General features: G+C 68.3%; 14 protein-coding genes. 4 read left to right on the top strand and 10 right to left on the bottom strand.

Annotated features, from left to right (window positions below):
• Window positions 1-40: 40 nt before the first annotated feature.
• The 6 genes from N7640_RS02285 to N7640_RS02260 form a co-directional block, all read right to left on the bottom strand.
• Window positions 41-487 (bottom strand): NfeD family protein, encoded by a 447-nt coding sequence (locus N7640_RS02285; RefSeq protein ID WP_279901592.1) that lies wholly within the window; start codon window positions 485-487, stop codon window positions 41-43.
• Window positions 484-1,410, bottom strand: coding sequence for an SPFH domain-containing protein (locus tag N7640_RS02280; RefSeq protein ID WP_220815992.1), 927 nt, complete (start codon window positions 1,408-1,410; stop codon window positions 484-486). Before N7640_RS02280 ends, N7640_RS02285 begins: the two co-directional genes overlap by 4 nt.
• Window positions 1,411-1,452: 42 nt before the next feature.
• Complete coding sequence (locus N7640_RS02275) at window positions 1,453-3,237, bottom strand: GspE/PulE family protein (protein ID WP_220815991.1); 1,785 nt, start codon at window positions 3,235-3,237, stop codon at window positions 1,453-1,455.
• 96 nt (window positions 3,238-3,333) lie between these two features.
• Window positions 3,334-4,698, bottom strand: coding sequence for a CYTH domain-containing protein (locus N7640_RS02270; RefSeq protein ID WP_279901593.1), 1,365 nt, complete (start codon window positions 4,696-4,698; stop codon window positions 3,334-3,336).
• Window positions 4,695-5,303, bottom strand: a complete 609-nt coding sequence (locus N7640_RS02265) for a serine acetyltransferase (RefSeq protein WP_220815989.1) — start codon at window positions 5,301-5,303, stop codon at window positions 4,695-4,697. Before N7640_RS02265 ends, N7640_RS02270 begins: the two co-directional genes overlap by 4 nt.
• A gap of 140 nt (window positions 5,304-5,443) precedes the next feature.
• A complete protein-coding gene (locus N7640_RS02260; RefSeq protein ID WP_279901594.1) occupies window positions 5,444-6,916 on the bottom strand; it encodes an inorganic phosphate transporter in 1,473 nt (490 codons plus the stop codon).
• Between the two features lie 166 nt (window positions 6,917-7,082).
• Here N7640_RS02260 and argE point away from each other — a divergent pair, with 166 nt between their 5' ends.
• Window positions 7,083-8,222, top strand: coding sequence for an acetylornithine deacetylase (gene argE / locus N7640_RS02255; RefSeq protein ID WP_220815987.1), 1,140 nt, complete (start codon window positions 7,083-7,085; stop codon window positions 8,220-8,222).
• Window positions 8,223-8,335: 113 nt separating this feature from the next.
• Window positions 8,336-9,634, top strand: coding sequence for an amino-acid N-acetyltransferase (argA, locus tag N7640_RS02250; protein WP_279901596.1), 1,299 nt, complete (start codon window positions 8,336-8,338; stop codon window positions 9,632-9,634).
• Window positions 9,635-9,836: 202 nt separating this feature from the next.
• Here the strand turns inward: argA and N7640_RS02245 are convergent, their stop codons facing one another.
• The 4 genes from N7640_RS02245 to N7640_RS02230 form a co-directional block, all read right to left on the bottom strand.
• Entirely contained in the window at window positions 9,837-10,034 is a 198-nt protein-coding gene (locus N7640_RS02245) for a ribosome modulation factor (protein ID WP_220815985.1), read from the bottom strand.
• A 184-nt stretch (window positions 10,035-10,218) separates the two neighbouring features.
• Window positions 10,219-11,805: a glutamate--cysteine ligase gene (gene gshA, locus N7640_RS02240; protein WP_279901597.1), complete on the bottom strand. Its 1,587-nt coding sequence runs from the start codon at window positions 11,803-11,805 to the stop codon at window positions 10,219-10,221.
• A 178-nt stretch (window positions 11,806-11,983) separates the two neighbouring features.
• Window positions 11,984-12,370 (bottom strand): PaaI family thioesterase, encoded by a 387-nt coding sequence (locus N7640_RS02235; protein ID WP_279901598.1) that lies wholly within the window; start codon window positions 12,368-12,370, stop codon window positions 11,984-11,986.
• Between the two features lie 3 nt (window positions 12,371-12,373).
• Window positions 12,374-14,713 carry a Tex family protein gene (locus N7640_RS02230; RefSeq protein WP_279901599.1) on the bottom strand — a complete coding sequence of 780 codons (2,340 nt, stop codon included), beginning with the start codon at window positions 14,711-14,713 and terminating at the stop codon, window positions 12,374-12,376.
• 316 nt (window positions 14,714-15,029) lie between these two features.
• On the opposite strand from N7640_RS02230, the gene ompR reads away from it, so the two are divergent.
• Window positions 15,030-15,761, top strand: a complete 732-nt coding sequence (gene ompR / locus N7640_RS02225) for a two-component system response regulator OmpR (RefSeq protein ID WP_220815703.1) — start codon at window positions 15,030-15,032, stop codon at window positions 15,759-15,761.
• A 92-nt stretch (window positions 15,762-15,853) separates the two neighbouring features.
• Window positions 15,854-17,167 (top strand): ATP-binding protein, encoded by a 1,314-nt coding sequence (locus N7640_RS02220; protein ID WP_220815704.1) that lies wholly within the window; start codon window positions 15,854-15,856, stop codon window positions 17,165-17,167.
• Window positions 17,168-17,232 lie beyond the last annotated feature (65 nt).

The following is a 17,232-nucleotide window of genomic DNA, read 5'->3' as shown; positions in this document are numbered from 1 at the left end:
TTGTGCACCGTTGGCGGCCGCTGGAGCGGCGTGGCTGCCGTCAGGCGGGCTCGACGATCAGCAGCACGCCGTCCTGGCCGGTGACCCGCACCGTGCTGCCCGCGGGCAGGTCGCCGCCCCTGACCAGCCACAGCGTGTCGCCGGCCCTGATCTTGCCGCGTCCGTCGACGATCGCCTCGTGCAGGACGAAGGTGCGGCCGATGAACTCGCTGCCCCGGCGGTTCAGCCCCGGCACGTCCGAGGGCTTGGCGGCGCTGCGCTGGCGCTGCCACCAGAACACCGCGGTGAGCACCGAGAGCAGGGCGAACACGATGAACTGCCAGGTCCAGGGCAACTCGGGGAAAAGATAGGTCAGAACGCCGACCGCCGCCGCCGCGACGCCGATCCACAGCAGGTAGCCGCCGGCGCCGAACACCTCGAGGATCAGCAGGACCGTGCCGAACGCCAGCCAGTCCCAGAACGACAGGTGCTGCAGGTAGGCGATCATGCTTTCTTGCCGTCCCTGTCGAAGGTGGCGCGGACGATCTCGCCGATGCCGCCGACCGCGCCGATCACCTGGCTGGCCTCCAGCGGCATGAGGATGACCTTGCTGTTGTTGGCCGATGCCAGCTGGCCGAGGGTCTCGACGTATTTCTGCGCGACGAAGTAGTTGACCGCCTGCACGTTGCCGCTGGCGATGGCGTCGGACACCATGCGGGTCGCCTCGGCTTCGGCCTGGGCCGCCCGTTCGCGGGCCTCGGCCTCGAGGAAGGCAGCCGCGCGCTCGCCCTCGGCCTTGAGGATTTCCGCCTGCTTGTGGCCCTCGGCGGTGAGGATGGCCGCGGAACGCGAGCCCTCGGCTTCGAGAATCTGCGCGCGTTTGAGGCGCTCGGCCTTCATCTGGCTGGCCATGGCCTCGACCAGATCGGCTGGCGGGCTGATGTCCTTGATCTCGATGCGGGTGATCTTGATGCCCCAGGGCGCGGTGGCCTCGTCCACGGTCTTGAGCAGGCGCTCGTTGATCGCGTCACGCTGGCTGAGCATGGAGTCCAGCTCCATGGAGCCGAGCACGGTACGGATGTTGGTCATCACCAGGTTTCGGATCGCGTGCTCCAGGTCGTTCACCTCGTAGGCGGCCTGGGCGGTGTTGATCACCTGGAAGAAGCACACCGCGTCGATCTGCACGATGGCGTTGTCGGCGCTGATCACCGCCTGCGGCGGGATGTCCAGCACGCTCTCCATGACGTTGAGCTTGCGGCCGATGCGGTCCATCACCGGCACGATGATGTTGAGGCCGGGCTTGAGGGTGTTGGTGTAGCGGCCGAAGCGCTCCACCGTCCACTCGTAGCCCTGGGGGACCACCTTGAAGCCCATGAACACCACGGCCACGGCCAGGGCGACGAAGAGAAAGATCACGCTACCGACTTCCATGGAAAACTCCCTTTCTGTGCGGGCCGGCGTGGGGCCCGTTGATTACTTCTGTTCGCTCTGCGGGGTGACCCGCAGCACTTCCTCGATGGTGGTCAGCCCCGCCGCGACCTTCTGCGCGCCGGACAGGCGCAGGCTGCGCATGCCGTCCTTGAAGGCCGCGCGGCGCAGGGCGATGAGGTCGGTGTCGGCGGTGATCAGCGGCTTGATGCTGTCGTTCAGCAGCATGATCTCGTAGACGCCGGCGCGGCCCCGGTAGCCGGTCTCGCGGCACTCCAGGCAGCCGACGGCGCAGTGCGCCTGGGTCGGCAGCGGCGCGTTCCAGGGCTTGGTCAGGCTCTGCCAGTCGTCCTCGTCCAGCGCCACCGGCGCCTTGCAGTGCGGGCACAGGGTGCGCACCAGGCGCTGGGCCATGACGCCGAGCAGGGTGGCCCTGAGCAGGTAGTGCGGCACGCCCAGCTCCAGCAGGCGGCTGATCGCGCTGGGCGCGTCGTTGGTGTGCAGGGTGGAGAGCACCAGGTGGCCGGTGAGCGCCGCCTGGATGGCCATCTCGGCGGTCTCCAGGTCGCGGATCTCGCCGACCATGATGATGTCCGGGTCCTGCCGCATCAGCGCGCGCACGCCGCTGGCGAAGGTCAGGTCGATGTTGTGCTGCACCTGCATCTGGTTGAAGGCGCCCTCGATCATCTCGATCGGGTCTTCGATGGTGCAGACGTTCACCTCTTCGGTCGCCAGCTGCTTGAGCGTGGTGTACAGGGTGGTGGTCTTGCCCGAGCCGGTGGGGCCGGTGACCAGGATGATGCCGTTGGGCTGGCAGGTCATGCTCTCCCAGCGGCGCAGGTCCTCCGGCGAGAAGCCCAGCTGGTCGAACGACTTGAGCAACACCTCCGGGTCGAAGATACGCATCACCATCTTCTCGCCGAAGGCGGTGGGCAGGGTCGACAGGCGCAGCTCGACCTCGCCGCCGTCCGGGGTGCGGGTCTTGATCCGGCCGTCCTGGGGCTTGCGTTTCTCCGCCACGTTCATCCGCCCGAGGCTCTTCAGGCGGCTGACCGCGGCCATGGTCACCTGCGGCGGGAACTGGTAGACGTTGTGCAGCACGCCGTCGATGCGGAAGCGCACGGTGCCGGCCTCGCGGCGCGGCTCGATGTGGATGTCGCTGGCGCGCTGCTGGTAGGCGTACTGGAACAGCCAGTCGACGATGTTGACGATGTGCGCGTCGTTGGCGTCCGGCTCCTGGTCCTGGGCGCCGAGGTTGAGCAGTTGCTCGAAGTTGCCCACGCCGCTGATCTTCTGGTCCACCGAGGTGGCGCCGGTCACCGAGCGGGCCAGGCGGTAGAACTCGGTGGTGAAGCGCTGGATGTCCGCCGGGTTGGCCACCACCCGCTTGATCGGGCGCTTGAGCACGTGGGTCAGGTTGCCTTCCCAGCCATGCACGAACGGCTGGGCGCTGGCGATGGTCACCGTCTCGCTGTCCACCGCCACGGCGAGGATCTTGTGGCGCTGGGCGAAGGCGTAGGACATCAGCGGCGTCACCGCCGCCACGTCGATCTTCAGCGGGTCGATACGCAGGTACGGCTGGCCGGCGAAGTTGGCCAGCCACACGGTGAGGCCTTCCAGATCGTGCTTGCGATCGGGCCGCTGCAGGTCGTCGATCTGCTGGGCGGCGATGAATTCCAGCGGGTGCAGCTGTGCGTTGCTCGACGCGCGGCGCAATACCATGCACTGCTCGGCCTGCTCCTGGGCGATCCGGCCCTGGGCCACCAGCTCGCGGAGGATGTCGTTGAGGTCGAGCCAGCGATCCTGGGCTGGCGAGGCGAAGGCGGACATGGAGCTCCCTTTTTGTTCTGACTGGATGCCCGCTGGATGCGTGGGAGCGGCCAGGGCCGCTCCCACAAGTTCTGCTCCCACTGCGGGACGAGCAGCTTATTTCAGCAGCAGCTTCCAGGGTTTGAGCGTCGCCACAGTATGGGCCTGTGCCTGGCGAGCGGCCAGCACTTCGGCATCGTTGCCACGGCTGGCCAGGGCCTCCAGCTTGGCCAGTTCGCCGTACAGGCGGTCCAGTTCCGGCAGTTCGAGCGCCTGGCGGGCCAGGCGCAGCCAGGCCTGGATGCGCTCGATGCGCGGCAGCTGTTCGGCCAGCGCCTCGGGGAACTGCTGGTAGTGTTTCAGGCGCAGGCCCTCGGCCTCTTCGCCCAGCAGGGTCGGCAGCCAGTTGCCCAGCGCCGCCGCGCCCTGGCGCTCGCCGCGCGAGTTGCGCCCGGCCGTCCAGCCGCGCTGCAGCAGCCAGCGCGACAGCTGCAGGGAGAGCAGGCCCCAGCGGTTGCCCTGCAGCTCGCCGGCGAACATGGCCGGCGCGTTGTGGCGCAGCGCCTCGTCGTCGCGGCCGGCGGCCAGGCGCGGGCGCCAGTCGGCCAGCAGGGCGTCCAGCGCCTCGCGCAGCTCGCGGCTGGAGGCGCGCGGCGCGGCCTGGCCGAGGCTGCCGAGCAGGGCGCGCAGGTCGATCAGCTGTTGCAGCCACTGTTCCAGCAGCTTCCAGTGGCCGTTGAAGCGGTACTGCTCGGCCAGGCGCTGGCTGCTGCCGAGCAGGTGCCAGGCGAGGGCGGCGAAGGCGTCGTCCAGCGCCATCTCGGCGTGCAGCGCGGGCGGCGGCAGGCTCAGGCTGTAGCTGGCGGAGTCGAACAGGCGGTAGCCGCGCTCGGCCTTGCTGATGTCGCAGGGCATCAGCGGCAGGTCGGCGGCCAGCTCGCAGGCCAGTTCCAGCAGGGCCGCCGGCTCGCCTTCGCGCAGTTCCAGTTCCAGTTCGCAGATTTCTTCCTCGCCCTCGCCGGCGACCACCTTGCCCAGGTCCAGGGCCGCCTCGATCACCGTCTTGGCCTTGCCGCGACCCCAGGCGATCTCCGCCTTCTGGCGGACGAAGTCGGTGGTGAAGATCGGCTGCAGGGTCTTCTTGTCCAGCTCGGCCAGGCTGGCCGGCCAGCAGTCGTCGCCGAGCAGCTTGAGGTCCAGCTTGGCCTTCTTCAGGTACCAGTCCCACTCGTTGCGTTCGGACAGCCCGGCCACGCTCTGGCCGCGGCTCTTGAGGGTCTGGATGTACTGCTCGCCGTCGCGGCGCAGGCGCAGGGCGACGCGGGCGCCGGCCAGGTCGCGCTCGGCCGTGTCGAAGTACTGGTTGAACAGCTCGTGGGTCTGCCAGCCGGACTTGTTGCGCTTCTTCAGCAGCGGGTGGTCGCGCAGGGCGGCGAGGGTTTCGCGGCTGGCGCGCAGCTTGATCTCGGTTTCTTTGTTCATGCGGGTTTCGTCGGTTGCGGCTGTTGTGCCTGGCGGGAATGGCGCGTGCTGATGAGGGAGGCCCCCTGGCGGGGCTCGATCAGCTCCGAGGCGTAGCGGGTGACGAACAGGTGGTCGTCGGGAATGTCCTTGTTGACGAAGGCGGCCGCCGCGATGGTGACGTTGTTACCGATGCGCAGGTCGTGGCCGATGATGCAGGCGTTGGCGCCGACGGTCACGTTGTCGCCGATCAGGATGGGCGCGCTGTCGTCGTTCTTCTGGCCGATGGTGGTGTTCTGGAAGATGCTGAAGTTCTTGCCGATCACGGCCTTGCGGGTGATGACGATACCCACCGGATGAGGGATGAACAGCCCTTCGCCGATCTGCGCGCCGAGGGCGATCTCGATGCCGAAGCGTTCGGCGATGCGGTCCGCCAGGCGCTCGGCGCGCTTGCGCAGGAACTTCGAGCGGCTGCTGTGCAGGTACTGGGCGAAGCGGAACCAGAACAGGTAGCGGTAGCGCGAGCGCTGCACGTACTTGGCGCGCAGCCGGCGCCAGGAGAAGCGCTTGTGGGCGCCGCCCAGCAGCTCGATGTGCCAGTAGCGCCTGAGTTGTTGGAAAGTCATCGCTGGGTGATCCGCCTCTGTCTCGTCGCCACGCCGCCCCGAGCCGCCAGTGTACAGGGCAAAGCCGGGCTGGGAAGGTGGCTGGGGCTGGAACGAAGAGGCCGCCCGGGGGCGGCCTCGTCGCGTGGCGCCGGTGGCGCCTACACGAACAGCTGCACGCCCAGCCAGAACAGGCCGGCGGACAGCAGGATGGTGGCCGGCAGGGTCAGCACCCAGGCCATCAGGATGTTGCGCACCGTGCCGAACTGCAGGCCGCTCTTGTTGGCGACCATGGTGCCGGCGACGCCGGACGACAGTACGTGGGTGGTGGACACCGGCAGGCTGTAGACGTTGGCCAGGCCGATGGCGATGGAGGCGGTGATCTGCGCGCTCATGCCCTGGGCGTAGGTCATGCCCTGCTTGCCGATCTTCTCGCCGACGGTCAGCACCACGCGCTTCCAGCCGACCATGGTGCCGATGCCGAGGGCCAGGGCCACGGCGAAGATCACCCAGGTGGGGGCGTATTCGGTGGTGGCGGTGAGGTCCTTGCGCAGCTTGTCCAGGTCCGCCTTCTCGCGCTTGGGCAGGTTGTCCAGCTTGCTGACGCGCTTGGCGGTGTCGTCCAGGCAGAGCAGGTAGCGGCGCACCTGGGTGCGTTTCTCGTGATCCATCTGGTTGTAGTCGGTGACGCCCTGCAGGTCGGTCATCAGGGCGGCGATGGTCGCCTCGGTCAGCTTGGCGTCGCAGCGGAACTGCTTGGGCAGCTCGGTGTTGCCGGGCTTGCCCAGCGACAGGTACTCGCTCAGCGCGTCGTGGTTGCGCTGGTAGAACTGCTGCAGGTGGACGGTGGCGTCGCGGGTGCGTTCGATCTGGTAGGTGGTGCTGTTCAGGTCCAGCACGAACTTGGCCGGGACGATGCCGATCAGCACCAGCATGATCAGGCCGATGCCCTTCTGGCCGTCGTTCGAGCCATGCACGAAGCTCACGCCCATGGCCGAGATGATCAGCACCATGCGGTTCCAGAACGGCGGCTTCTTCTTGCCCTTGATCTCCTTGCGGCTCTCGGGCGTCTCGTGCATCTTCGATTCGGCGAAGGCACGGCGCAGGCCGATCAGGATCAGGCCGGCCACGGCGAAGCCGGCCAGCGGCGACAGCAGCAGGCTCAGGCCGATGTCGATCGCCTTCTGCCAGTTCACGCCGTCGGCCAGGGAGATGTGGGTGAGCAGGGCGTTGGCCAGGCCGACACCGAGGATCGAGCCGATCAGGGTGTGCGAGCTGGAGGCCGGGATGCCCAAGTACCAGGTGCCCAGGTTCCAGGCGATGGCCGCGGTCAGCAGGGAGAACACCATCACCAGGCCGTGGCTGGTGTTGACGTTGATCAGCAGCTCCACCGGCAACAGGTGGACGATGGCGTAGGCGACGCCGACGCCGCCCAGCACCACGCCGAGGAAGTTGAAGATGCCGGAGGCGATCACCGCCAGGTGCGGCGGCATCGCCTTGGTGTAGATCACCGTGGCCACCGCGTTGGCGGTGTCGTGGAAACCGTTGATGAATTCGAAGGCCAGGACAAAGGTCAGAGCCAGGACCAGGCTGATGGCAACCCACACATCCAGCCCGCTGAATAGTTCGAACATGACGTTTTCATGACCGCAAAAGGGGCGCGAAGTATGCCAGATGACAGCGGCTTCTGCTCGAACGGTCGTTTCGGCTCATGTCGGCCCGGACGAAAGGTCGGGTTCCGACCGCGTTTGCAGGGCGCGCCCGCGTCTCTATGATGGGGGCCAGATCATGGAGATTCCTATGCCGCTTCCCTCCCTGCAGGACCAGCTCGCCGCACTGATCGCCACCCCCTCGGTCAGCTGCACCCAGCCCCACTGGGACCAGTCCAACCGCCCGGTGATCGAGCTGCTGGCGGCCTGGCTGGGCGACCTCGGCTTCGCCTGCGAGATCCAGGACGTGGCGCCGGGCAAGGCCAACCTGCTGGCGACCCTGGGCAGCGGCCCCGGCGGCCTGGTGCTGGCCGGCCACAGCGACACGGTGCCGTTCGACGCCGCGCTGTGGCGCAGCGACCCGCTCCGGCTGACGGCGGAGGGGGACCGCTGGGTCGGCCTCGGCGTCTGCGACATGAAGGGATTCTTCCCGCTGGTGATAGAGGCGGTGCGCGGGCTGCTCGACCACCCGTTCCGTCAGCCGCTGCTGGTGCTCGCCACCTGCGACGAGGAAAGCTCGATGGACGGCGCGCGCGCCCTCGCCAGGGCCGGCCGGCCGCTGGGCCGCGCGGCGGTGATCGGCGAGCCTACCGGGCTCAGGCCGGTGCGCCTACACAAGGGCGTGATGATGGAGCGCATCGACATCCTCGGCCAGAGCGGCCACAGCTCCGACCCGAGCCTCGGCCACAGCGCCCTGGAGGCGATGCACGACGCCATCGGCGCGCTGCGCGACCTGCGTGGCCAGTGGCAGCGCGAGTTCAGCAATCCGCAGTTCGGCGTGCCGCAGCCGACCCTCAACCTCGGCTGCATCCACGGCGGCGACAATCCCAACCGCATCTGCGGCCAGTGCTCGCTGGAATTCGACCTGCGCCCGCTGCCGGGTATGGACCCGGAGCAGCTGCGCGAGGCCATCCGCGGCAAGCTGCGGCCGCTGGCCGAGCGGCACCAGGTGAAGATCGACTACGCGCCGCTGTTCGCCAACGTGCCGCCCTTCGAGCAAGCCGCCGACAGCGAACTGGTGCGCCTGGCGGAAAAGCTGACCGGGCATGCAGCCCAGTCGGTGGCATTCGGCACCGAAGCCCCGTATCTTCAGCAGCTCGGCTGCGAGACCATCGTCCTCGGCCCGGGCGACATCGCCTGTGCCCACCAGCCGGGGGAATTCCTCGAACTGGCGCGCATCGAACCGACCGTGGCGCTGCTGCGCCAGCTGATCCAGCACTACTGCCTGTAACCCGCCCGGCCCATAAGGGGAGCAACGATGTTGCGACGACGCTAGACCGACCTTCCTTCTCCGCTTCGGAGAGGCAAAACATCGCTCGTCCGTCCTTGCTCACAGGCTTCTCAATGCACGACTACGTCAACTGGCTTCGCCACGCTTCGCCCTATATCAACGCCCACCGGGACTGCACCTTCGTGGTGATGCTGCCCGGCGACGGCGTGGAACATCCGAATTTCGGCAACATCGTCCACGACCTGGTGCTGCTGCACAGCCTCGGCGTGCGCCTGGTGCTGGTGCACGGCTCGCGCCCGCAGATCGAGGCGCGCCTGGCCGAGCGCGGGTTGATCCCGCACTATCACCGCGACCTGCGCATCACCGACGGGCCGACCCTGGATTGCGTGATCGACGCGGTCGGCAGCCTGCGCATCGCCATCGAGGCGCGCCTGTCGATGGACATGGCCGCCTCGCCGATGCAGGGCTCGCGCCTGCGCGTGTCCGGCGGCAACTTCGTCACCGCGCGGCCGATCGGCGTGGTCGACGGCATCGACTACCACCACACCGGCGAAGTGCGTCGGGTCGACCGCAAGGGCATCGGCCGCCTGCTCGACGAACGCAGCATCGTGCTGCTGTCGTCGCTCGGCTACTCGCCCACGGGTGAAATCTTCAACCTGGCCTGCGAGGACGTCGCCACCCGCGCCGCCATCGACCTGCAGGCCGACAAGCTGCTGCTGTTCAGCGCCGAGCGCGGCCTGCTCGACGACAGCGGCAAGCTGGTGCGCGAGCTGCGCCCGCAGCAGGTGCCGGCGCACCTGGCGCGCCTGGGCAGCTGCTACCAGGCCGAGCTGCTCGACGCCGCCGCCCAGGCCTGCCGGGGCGGGGTCAAGCGCAGTCATATCGTCAGCTACATGGAGGATGGCTCGCTGCTCACCGAGCTGTTCACCCGCGACGGCGGCGGCACCCTGGTCGACCAAGAGCAGTTCGAGTCGCTGCGCGAGGCGACCATCGAGGATGTCGGCGGCCTGATCGAGCTGATCACCCCGCTGGAGGACCAGGGCATCCTGGTGCGCCGCTCCCGCGAGGTGCTGGAGCGGGAGATCGGCCAGTTCAGCATCGTCGAGCGCGACGGGCTGATCATCGCTTGCGCCGCGCTGTATCCGATCTCCGATTCCGAGGCCGGCGAGCTGGCGTGCCTGGCGGTGAACCCGGAGTATCGCCACGGCGGCCGCGGCGACGAGCTGCTCGAACGCATCGAGGAGCGCGCCAGGGCACTGGGGCTGAAGACCCTGTTCGTGCTCACCACTCGCACCGCGCACTGGTTCCAGGAGCGTGGTTTCGAGCCCAGCGGCGTCGAGCGCCTGCCGGCCGCCCGCGCCTCGCTGTACAACTACCAGCGTAATTCGAAGATATTCGAGAAGGCCCTGTAGGGGCTCCGGTGTGCATGGCGCACCCTACGGTAGGGCGGGTGAAACCCGCGATGGTGCCGGTCACGCGGGTTGCACCCGCCCTACGTGACCGCGGGCGATAACGAAGAGCCACGCCGGAGCCTGTAGGAGCGAGCTCTGCTCGCGAACATCAACGGCGAAAGGCTTCGCGAGCAGAGCTCGCTCCTACGGACGTGGCGGGGTGTCAGGCGCTGCGGCGCTGGTGTTGCTTGAACTGCTCGTTGCCGTCGTCCCAGCCGGCCTCCCAGGCGGCGGCCAGCACTTCGGCGGGGTAGGGCTGGGCGTGCTGTGGCTGGCCGGTGAGGCCGGCCATGTAGCCTTGCTGGTAGGCCTTGTTCAGGCTCTCCAGGCTCCAGTCGTGATTGTCTGCTGCGGGCGTCATGGCGGTTCGCCAATACGGGTTTCCACACAGGCTAGCCCGTGGCAGGGCGGCCGGCGTGCCGCTGGTCAGGGCCGAACGGTCGTCGTGGCGGATTTGTGACGGGCTGCCGCAAAGAAACCCCGCTTTTCGCCAGGTCATTGATTGCAGAGCCTTTACCGCGCGCCGGTGTTCCGGCGCGCTGCCCTTATACGCTGATGCCGAGGATGCTCGCCTGGTACGCCGCGACGAAGGTGTCGAAGTCGCCGGCCGGGGCCCGTTCCAGTTCCTCCTGCTCGGCCAGCGACTGGCTCGCCGCCGCCTCGAAAGCGGCCCGCTCCTCCGCGCTCAGCGGCCGGGCGCGGAAGGCCTCGGCGTGGGCCTTGCTCTGGCGCAGGGCGAACTGGCGGAAGCTCTCGCCGGTCGCCTGCAGCTCGGCCAGCACCCGCGCCGAGGGCGTCAGGCTGGTGTCCTCCACCTTGCGTCGCTGCAGGTGCAGGGCGGTCTGGTAGGCGTCGCCGCCGTGGGCGCGGTCGAGCAGGGTGGCGATGGGGGCGAAGGCATCGAGCAGTTCGCCGGCCCAGGTCCGCAGTTCCACCTGCTGGCTGTCGCGCTGCAGGTGCAGGTTGGGGCGGCGACCTTCCTTGACCGTCTTGAGGAAGTTCTCGGTGCAGGAGCAGCACTCGCCGCTGGCCAGCAGCGGGCTGTCGGCCAGGGCGCAGAACAGGATGAAGGCGTCGAGGAAGCGCGCCTGGTCCAGGTCGATGCCCAGCGGCAGGTAGGGGTTGATGTCCAGGCAGCGCACTTCCACGTATTGCACGCCGCGGCTCATCAGGGCCTGGATCGGGCGCTCGCCGGAGTAGGTGACGCGCTTCGGGCGGATGCTCGAGTAGTACTCGTTCTCGATCTGGATGATGTTGGTGTTGAGCTGCAGCCACTCGCCGTTGGCGTCCTTGGTGCCGATCTCGGCGTAGGCCGGGTAGGGCGTGGCCACTGCCGCGCGCAGGCTCTCGGTGTAGCTGGCCAGGTCGTTGTAGCAGGGCGTCAGGCCGGACTGGGCGCTGCTCTGGTAGCCCAGGTCGCTCATCCGCAGGCTGGTGGCCCAGGGCAGGTAGAGGGTGTCGGCGTCGAGTTGCTGCAGCTGGTGCGGGCGGCCGCGCAGGAAGCTGGCGTCCAGCGCCGGCGAGGCGCCGAACAGGTACATCAGCAGCCAGCTGTAGCGGCGGAAGTTGCGGATCAGCGCGATGTAGGCGGCGGACTGGTAGTCGCGCGGGGCCTGGGTGTCGCCGTCCAGCTTCTGCAGCAGCGGCCACAGGTCCTCGGCCAGGCTGAAGTTGTAGTGGATGCCGGCGATGCACTGCATGGTCTTGCCGTAGCGCAGGGCCAGGCCCTGGCGATAGACGTACTTCAGGCGGCCGATGCTGGAGCTGCCGTAGCGGGCGATCGGGATGTCCGCCTCGTCAGGCAGCAGGCCGGGCATCGACGGGCTCCACAGGTATTCGCCGTCCAGCCGGTCGGCGGCGAAGCGGTGGATGCGGTCGAGATCGGCCAGGGTGTCGGCCGGGTCCGGCTCGGCCGGGGTGATGAACTCCAGCAAGGCCTCGGAATAATCGGTGGTGATCTGCGCGTGGGTCAGCGCCGAGCCCAGCGCGCGGGGGTGCGGCGTCTGCGCCAGCCGGCCGTTCGCGTCGACGCGCAGCGTCTCGCGTTCGATGCCGTGCAGGCACCGGGTGAGCAGGGGCAGGTGGGCGGCCTCGCCGAGCAAAGCCAGGCGGCGTTCGATGCGATCGCTCAAGATTCTTGTTCCTTCACTCGACGGTCGCCCCTATATGGGGGTGGAGCCGCCACACTGCAAGTGGGGTACGGACGGACGCTGTCGCCTGACCGGAAGGGGAGGATGCGCCGCCCGGGCGCGCGGCGCAATCCTGAAGCGCCCCTCTCCCAGGGGGAGAGTGCTCGCGCGCCGCCGTGGCTTACTTGCAGATGAACGTGGCCTGGGCCGTGGCGATCAGCTTGTCGCCCTGTTCCACCCTGGCCTCCAGCACGTGGACCTTGCGCCCGGCGTTGAGCACGCGGGCGTGGCAGACCACCTCGCCGGCCTCGACGCCGCGGATGTAGTTGACCTTGCATTCCAGGGTCATGCTGCCGGCCTCACCGCCGAACAGGCTGTGGCTGGCCTGGCCGAGGGCGGTGTCGATCAGCGAGTAGAGCGCGCCACCGTGCATGCGCCCGTGCAGGTTGAGCAGGTGCTCCTGCATGCTCATGCGCAGCACCGACTCGCCGTTCTCGGCCTTCTCGATGCGGATGCCGAGCAGCTTGCTGAAGTTGCTGTCCTGGCCGACCGGCGACGCTTCACTCATGGCTCACTTCCTCAGCTGCTTGGCGTTGGCGAACAGCGCGGCCATGGCGGCGTTGGCCGGGGCCGGCTTGTCCTGGCTGGAGTGGCGCTCGCTGCGCGGCTGGTTGCCACCGTTGCCACCACGGGACTGCCCGCCCCGGGGTTGCCCGCCACGCGGACCATCGACCTTCTCGCCGGGGGTGTCGCTCATGCGCATGGACAGGCCGACGCGGTTGCGCGGGATGTCCACTTCCATGACCTTGACCTTGACGATGTCGCCGGCCTTGACCACTTCGTAGGGATCTTTCACGAACTTCTCGGAAAGCGCGGAGATGTGCACCAGGCCGTCCTGGTGCACGCCGATGTCGACGAAGGCGCCGAAGTTGGTGACGTTGGTCACCACGCCCTCCAGCACCATGCCCGGCTGCAGGTCCTTGAGGCTTTCGACACCGTCCTGGAACTCGGCGGTCTTGAACTCCGGGCGCGGGTCGCGGCCGGGCTTGTCCAGTTCCTTGAGGATGTCGGTGACGGTCGGCAGGCCGAAGCTCTCGTCGGTGAAACGCTTGGGATCGAGGCTGCGCAGGAAGCTGGAATCGCCGAGCAGCGAACGCACATCGCGGCCAGTGTCGGCGGCGATGCGCTGCACCAGCGGGTAGGTCTCCGGGTGCACGGCGGAGGCGTCCAGCGGGTTGTCGCCATTCATCACGCGGAGGAAGCCGGCGGCCTGCTCGAAGGTCTTCTCGCCCAGGCGCGGTACCTTCTTCAGGTCGGCGCGGGAGGCGAAGGCGCCGTTGGCGTCGCGGAACTGCACGATGTTCTGCGCCAGGGTGCCGTTGAGGCCGGAGATGCGCGCCAGCAGCGCGGCGGAAGCGGTGTTCACGTCGACGCCGACGGCGTTCACGCAGTCCTCGACCACCGCGTCCAGCGAGCGTGCCAGCTTGAGCTGCGACACGTCGTGCTGGTACTGGCCGACGCCGATGGATTTCGGGTCGATCTTCACCAGCTCGGCCAGCGGGTCCTGCAGGCGGCGGGCGATGGACACGGCGCCGCGCAGCGACACGTCCATGTCCGGGAATTCGCGGGCGGCCAGCTCCGAGGCGGAGTACACCGAGGCGCCGGCCTCGGACACCATCACCTTGGTCAGCTTGAGGCCCGGCAGCTTCTTGATCAGGTCGCCGGCCAGCTTGTCGGTCTCGCGGCTGGCGGTGCCGTTGCCGATGGAGATCAGGTCCACCGCGTGCCTGGCGCACAGCTTGGCGAGAATGGCCAGGGTGCCGTCCCAGTCGTTGCGCGGCGCGTGCGGGTAGACGGTGGCGGTTTCCAGCACTTTGCCGGTGGCGTCGACCACGGCCACCTTGCAGCCGGTGCGCAGGCCCGGGTCCAGCGCCAGGGTGGCGCGCGGCCCGGCCGGGGCGGCCAGCAGCAGGTCGTGCAGGTTGCGGGCGAACACGGTGATCGCCTCGTCCTCGGCCTTCTCGCGCAGCTCGCCGAGCAGGTCGGTTTCCAGGTGGGTGTAGAGCTTGACCTTCCAGGTCCAGCGCACCACTTCGCCCAGCCACTTGTCGGCGGCGCGGCCGCGCTGCTCGATGCCGAAGCGCTCGGCGATCATCAGTTCGCACGGGTGCATGGTGCCCGGCGCCTCGTCGCCGACCTTGAGGCTGGCGCCGAGGATGCCCTCGTTGCGCCCGCGGAAGATCGCCAGCGCGCGGTGCGACGGCACGCCCTTGAGGGCTTCATCGTGCTCGAAGTAGTCGCTGAACTTGGCGCCCTCGGCCTCCTTGCCGGCGACCACGCGGGCGCTGAGGGTGGCTTCGTGCTTGAGGAACGAGCGCAGCTTGTCGAGCAGGCTGGCGTCCTCGGCGAAGCGCTCCATGAGGATGTACTTGGCGCCTTCCAGCACGGCCTTGACGTCGGCGAAGCCCTTCTCGGCGTCGACGAAACGCGCGGCCTCGGTTTCCGGGTTCAGCTCGGGATTGCCGAACAGCGCGTCGGCCAGTTCGCCGAGGCCGGCTTCCAGGGCGATCTGGCCCTTGGTGCGGCGCTTCTGCTTGTACGGCAGGTAGAGGTCTTCGAGGCGGGTCTTGGTGTCGGCCTCGTTGATCTCGCGGGTCAGCTCGGGGGTCAGCTTGCCCTGTTCCTCGATGCTGGCGAGGATCGCGGCGCGGCGCTCGTCCAGTTCGCGCAGGTAGCGCAGGCGCTCTTCCAGGTGGCGCAGCTGGGTGTCGTCCAGGCTGCCGGTCACTTCCTTCCGGTAACGGGCGATGAAGGGCACGGTGGAGCCTTCGTCGAGCAGGGCCACGGCGGCGGCGACCTGTTGCGGGAGGACGCCGAGCTCGGCGGCGATACGCTTGTTGATGCTGTCCATGAAACCTACCTGAGAGCCTGTCAAAGTCTGCTGCGCGTCGGCCAAACGGCGTTGAAAGCGGCCTCGGAATGCTCATTTACTACTCGTAAACTCCGCTTCCTCGGCCGTTTTCGCCACCGTTTGGCTCTAGCTCGCAAGCCTTTGAACAGGCCCTGAAAGAAAACCACGCCGGTGCCGACGCGAAAGCGCCGCATTATAAACACCGGGTCGGAAAGCATTGGGAACCGTTCGGGGAAAAATCTGCTAACAATGGACGGGCCGCCGCAACCCGGCACTGGGCGATAATGCCGCCCCACCTGGACCGACAGGAGAGAACATGAGCAGCACACCCGCCGCCGAAGGCGAAAAGATCCTCATCGTCGACGACGACCCTGGCCTGCGCCGCCTGCTGGAGCGTTTCCTAAGCGAGCAGGGCTACCGCGTGCGCGCCGTGGAGAACGTCGAGCAGATGGACCGCCTGCTGGCCCGCGAACTGTTCCAGCTGCTGGTGCTCGACTTGATGCTGCCGGGCGAGGACGGCCTCTCCGCCTGTCGCCGCCTGCGCGAGGCGAACAACCAGATGCCGATCATCATGCTCACCGCCAAGGGCGACGAGGCCAGCCGCATCCAGGGCCTGGAGGGCGGCGCCGACGACTACCTGGCCAAGCCGTTCAACCCGCGCGAGCTGCTGGCGCGGATCAAGGCCGTGCTGCGCCGCCAGTCGCCGGTGGTGCCGGGCGCCCCGGCCAGCGAGGACGAGACCGTCACTTTCGGCGACTACGAGCTGTCCCTGGCGACCCGCGAGCTGAAGAAGGGCGACGAGGTGCACATGCTCACCACCGGCGAATTCGCCGTGCTCAAGGCCCTGGTCCAGCACGCCCGCGAACCACTGACCCGGGACAAGCTGATGAACCTGGCCCGTGGCCGCGAATGGGACGCCCTGGAGCGCTCCATCGACGTACAGATCAGCCGCCTGCGCCGCCTGATCGAGCCGGACCCGTCCAAGCCACGCTATATCCAGACCGTCTGGGGCGTGGGCTACGTCTTCGTGCCTGATGGCAACAAGTGAGCCGCAAGCAGCAAGCCACAAGCTGCAAGTGGCCCTGCTGAAGTCCGGCTTTTGCTTGAGGCTTGTCGCTTGAGGCTTGCAGCTGTCTTTCTATGAAAACCCCCCTCTGGTTTCCACAAAGCTTCTTCGCCCGCACGCTCTGGCTGGTGCTGGTCGTCGTGCTGTTCTCCAAGGCGTTGACCCTCGTCTATCTGATGATGAACGAGGACATGCTGGTGGACCGCCAGTACAGCCACGGCGCGGCGCTGACCCTGCGCGCCTACTGGGCGGCCGAGCCCGAGGACCGGGCGCACATCGCCGAGGCGGCGACCCTCACCCGGGTCTCGGCCGACAAGGTGCCGGCCACCGAGCAGCACTGGCCCTATTCCGAAGTGTTCCTGCGCCAGATGCAGTCCGAGCTGGGCGCGGACACCGAGGTGCGCGTCCGCGTGCAGAGCCCGCCGGCGCTCTGGGTGCGGGCGCCCAGCCTGGGGCCGGACTGGCTCAAGGTGCCGCTGTATCCCTACCCACTGCGCGGGCAGCGCATCTGGAGCGTGCTCGGCTGGTTCCTCGGCATCGGCCTGCTGTCCACGGCCGCCGCCTGGATCTTCGTCGGCCAGCTCAACGCGCCGCTCAAGCGCCTGGTGTTCGCCGCCCGCCAGTTCGGCCAGGGGCGCAGCGTACGCCTGCCGGTGAGCGACACGCCGAGCGAGATGACCGAGGTGTACCGTGCCTTCAACCAGATGGCCGAGGACATCGAGCAGGGCGCCCGCGAGCGCGAGCTGATGCTGGCCGGCGTCTCCCATGACCTGCGCACGCCGCTGACCCGCCTGCGCCTGTCGCTGGAAATGCTCGGCGGCGATGTCGAGATGACCGAGGACATGGTCCGCGACATCGAGCACATGGACACCATCCTCGACCAGTTCCTCGCCTTCATCCGCGACGGCCGCGACGAGCGGACCGAGCCGCTGCTGCTCGACGAACTGGTGCGCGAGGTGGTGGCGCCCTACAACCAGCAGGAAGACCGGGTGCGCCTGTGCCTGGAGCGGGTACCGGCGTTCCCGCTGCGCCGGGTATCGATCAAGCGGCTGCTGGTCAACCTGCTCGACAACGCCCTGCGCTACGGCGGCCAGAACGTCGAGGTGGTGACCAGCCTGGCCGGGGACGAGAGCGCGCCCTACGTGGTGCTCAGCGTGCTCGACCGCGGCCCCGGTATCGCCCAGGAGGAAATGGGCGAGATCTTCAACCCCTTCATCCGTGGCGACCGCGCCCGTGGCGGCAAGGGCACCGGCCTGGGGCTGGCCATCGTCAAGCGCATCGCCGCCCTGCACGGCGGCAGCGTGGAGCTGCGCAACCGCTCCGGCGGCGGCCTGGAGGCGCGCATCTGCCTGCCGCTGGGCCTGCTGCTGCCGCGCGACGCCAGCTAGGCTGCATCAACCCCTCTCCCTGCGTGGGTGAGAGTTTTCCAGGCAATTCCGAGTGGCTGGCGGCA

Origin of the sequence: Pseudomonas sp. GD04015, from assembly GCF_029837675.1 — a bacterium.
GTDB classification, from domain to species: domain Bacteria; phylum Pseudomonadota; class Gammaproteobacteria; order Pseudomonadales; family Pseudomonadaceae; genus Aquipseudomonas; species Aquipseudomonas paralcaligenes.
This window is presented reverse-complemented; position numbering and strand designations above follow the sequence as displayed.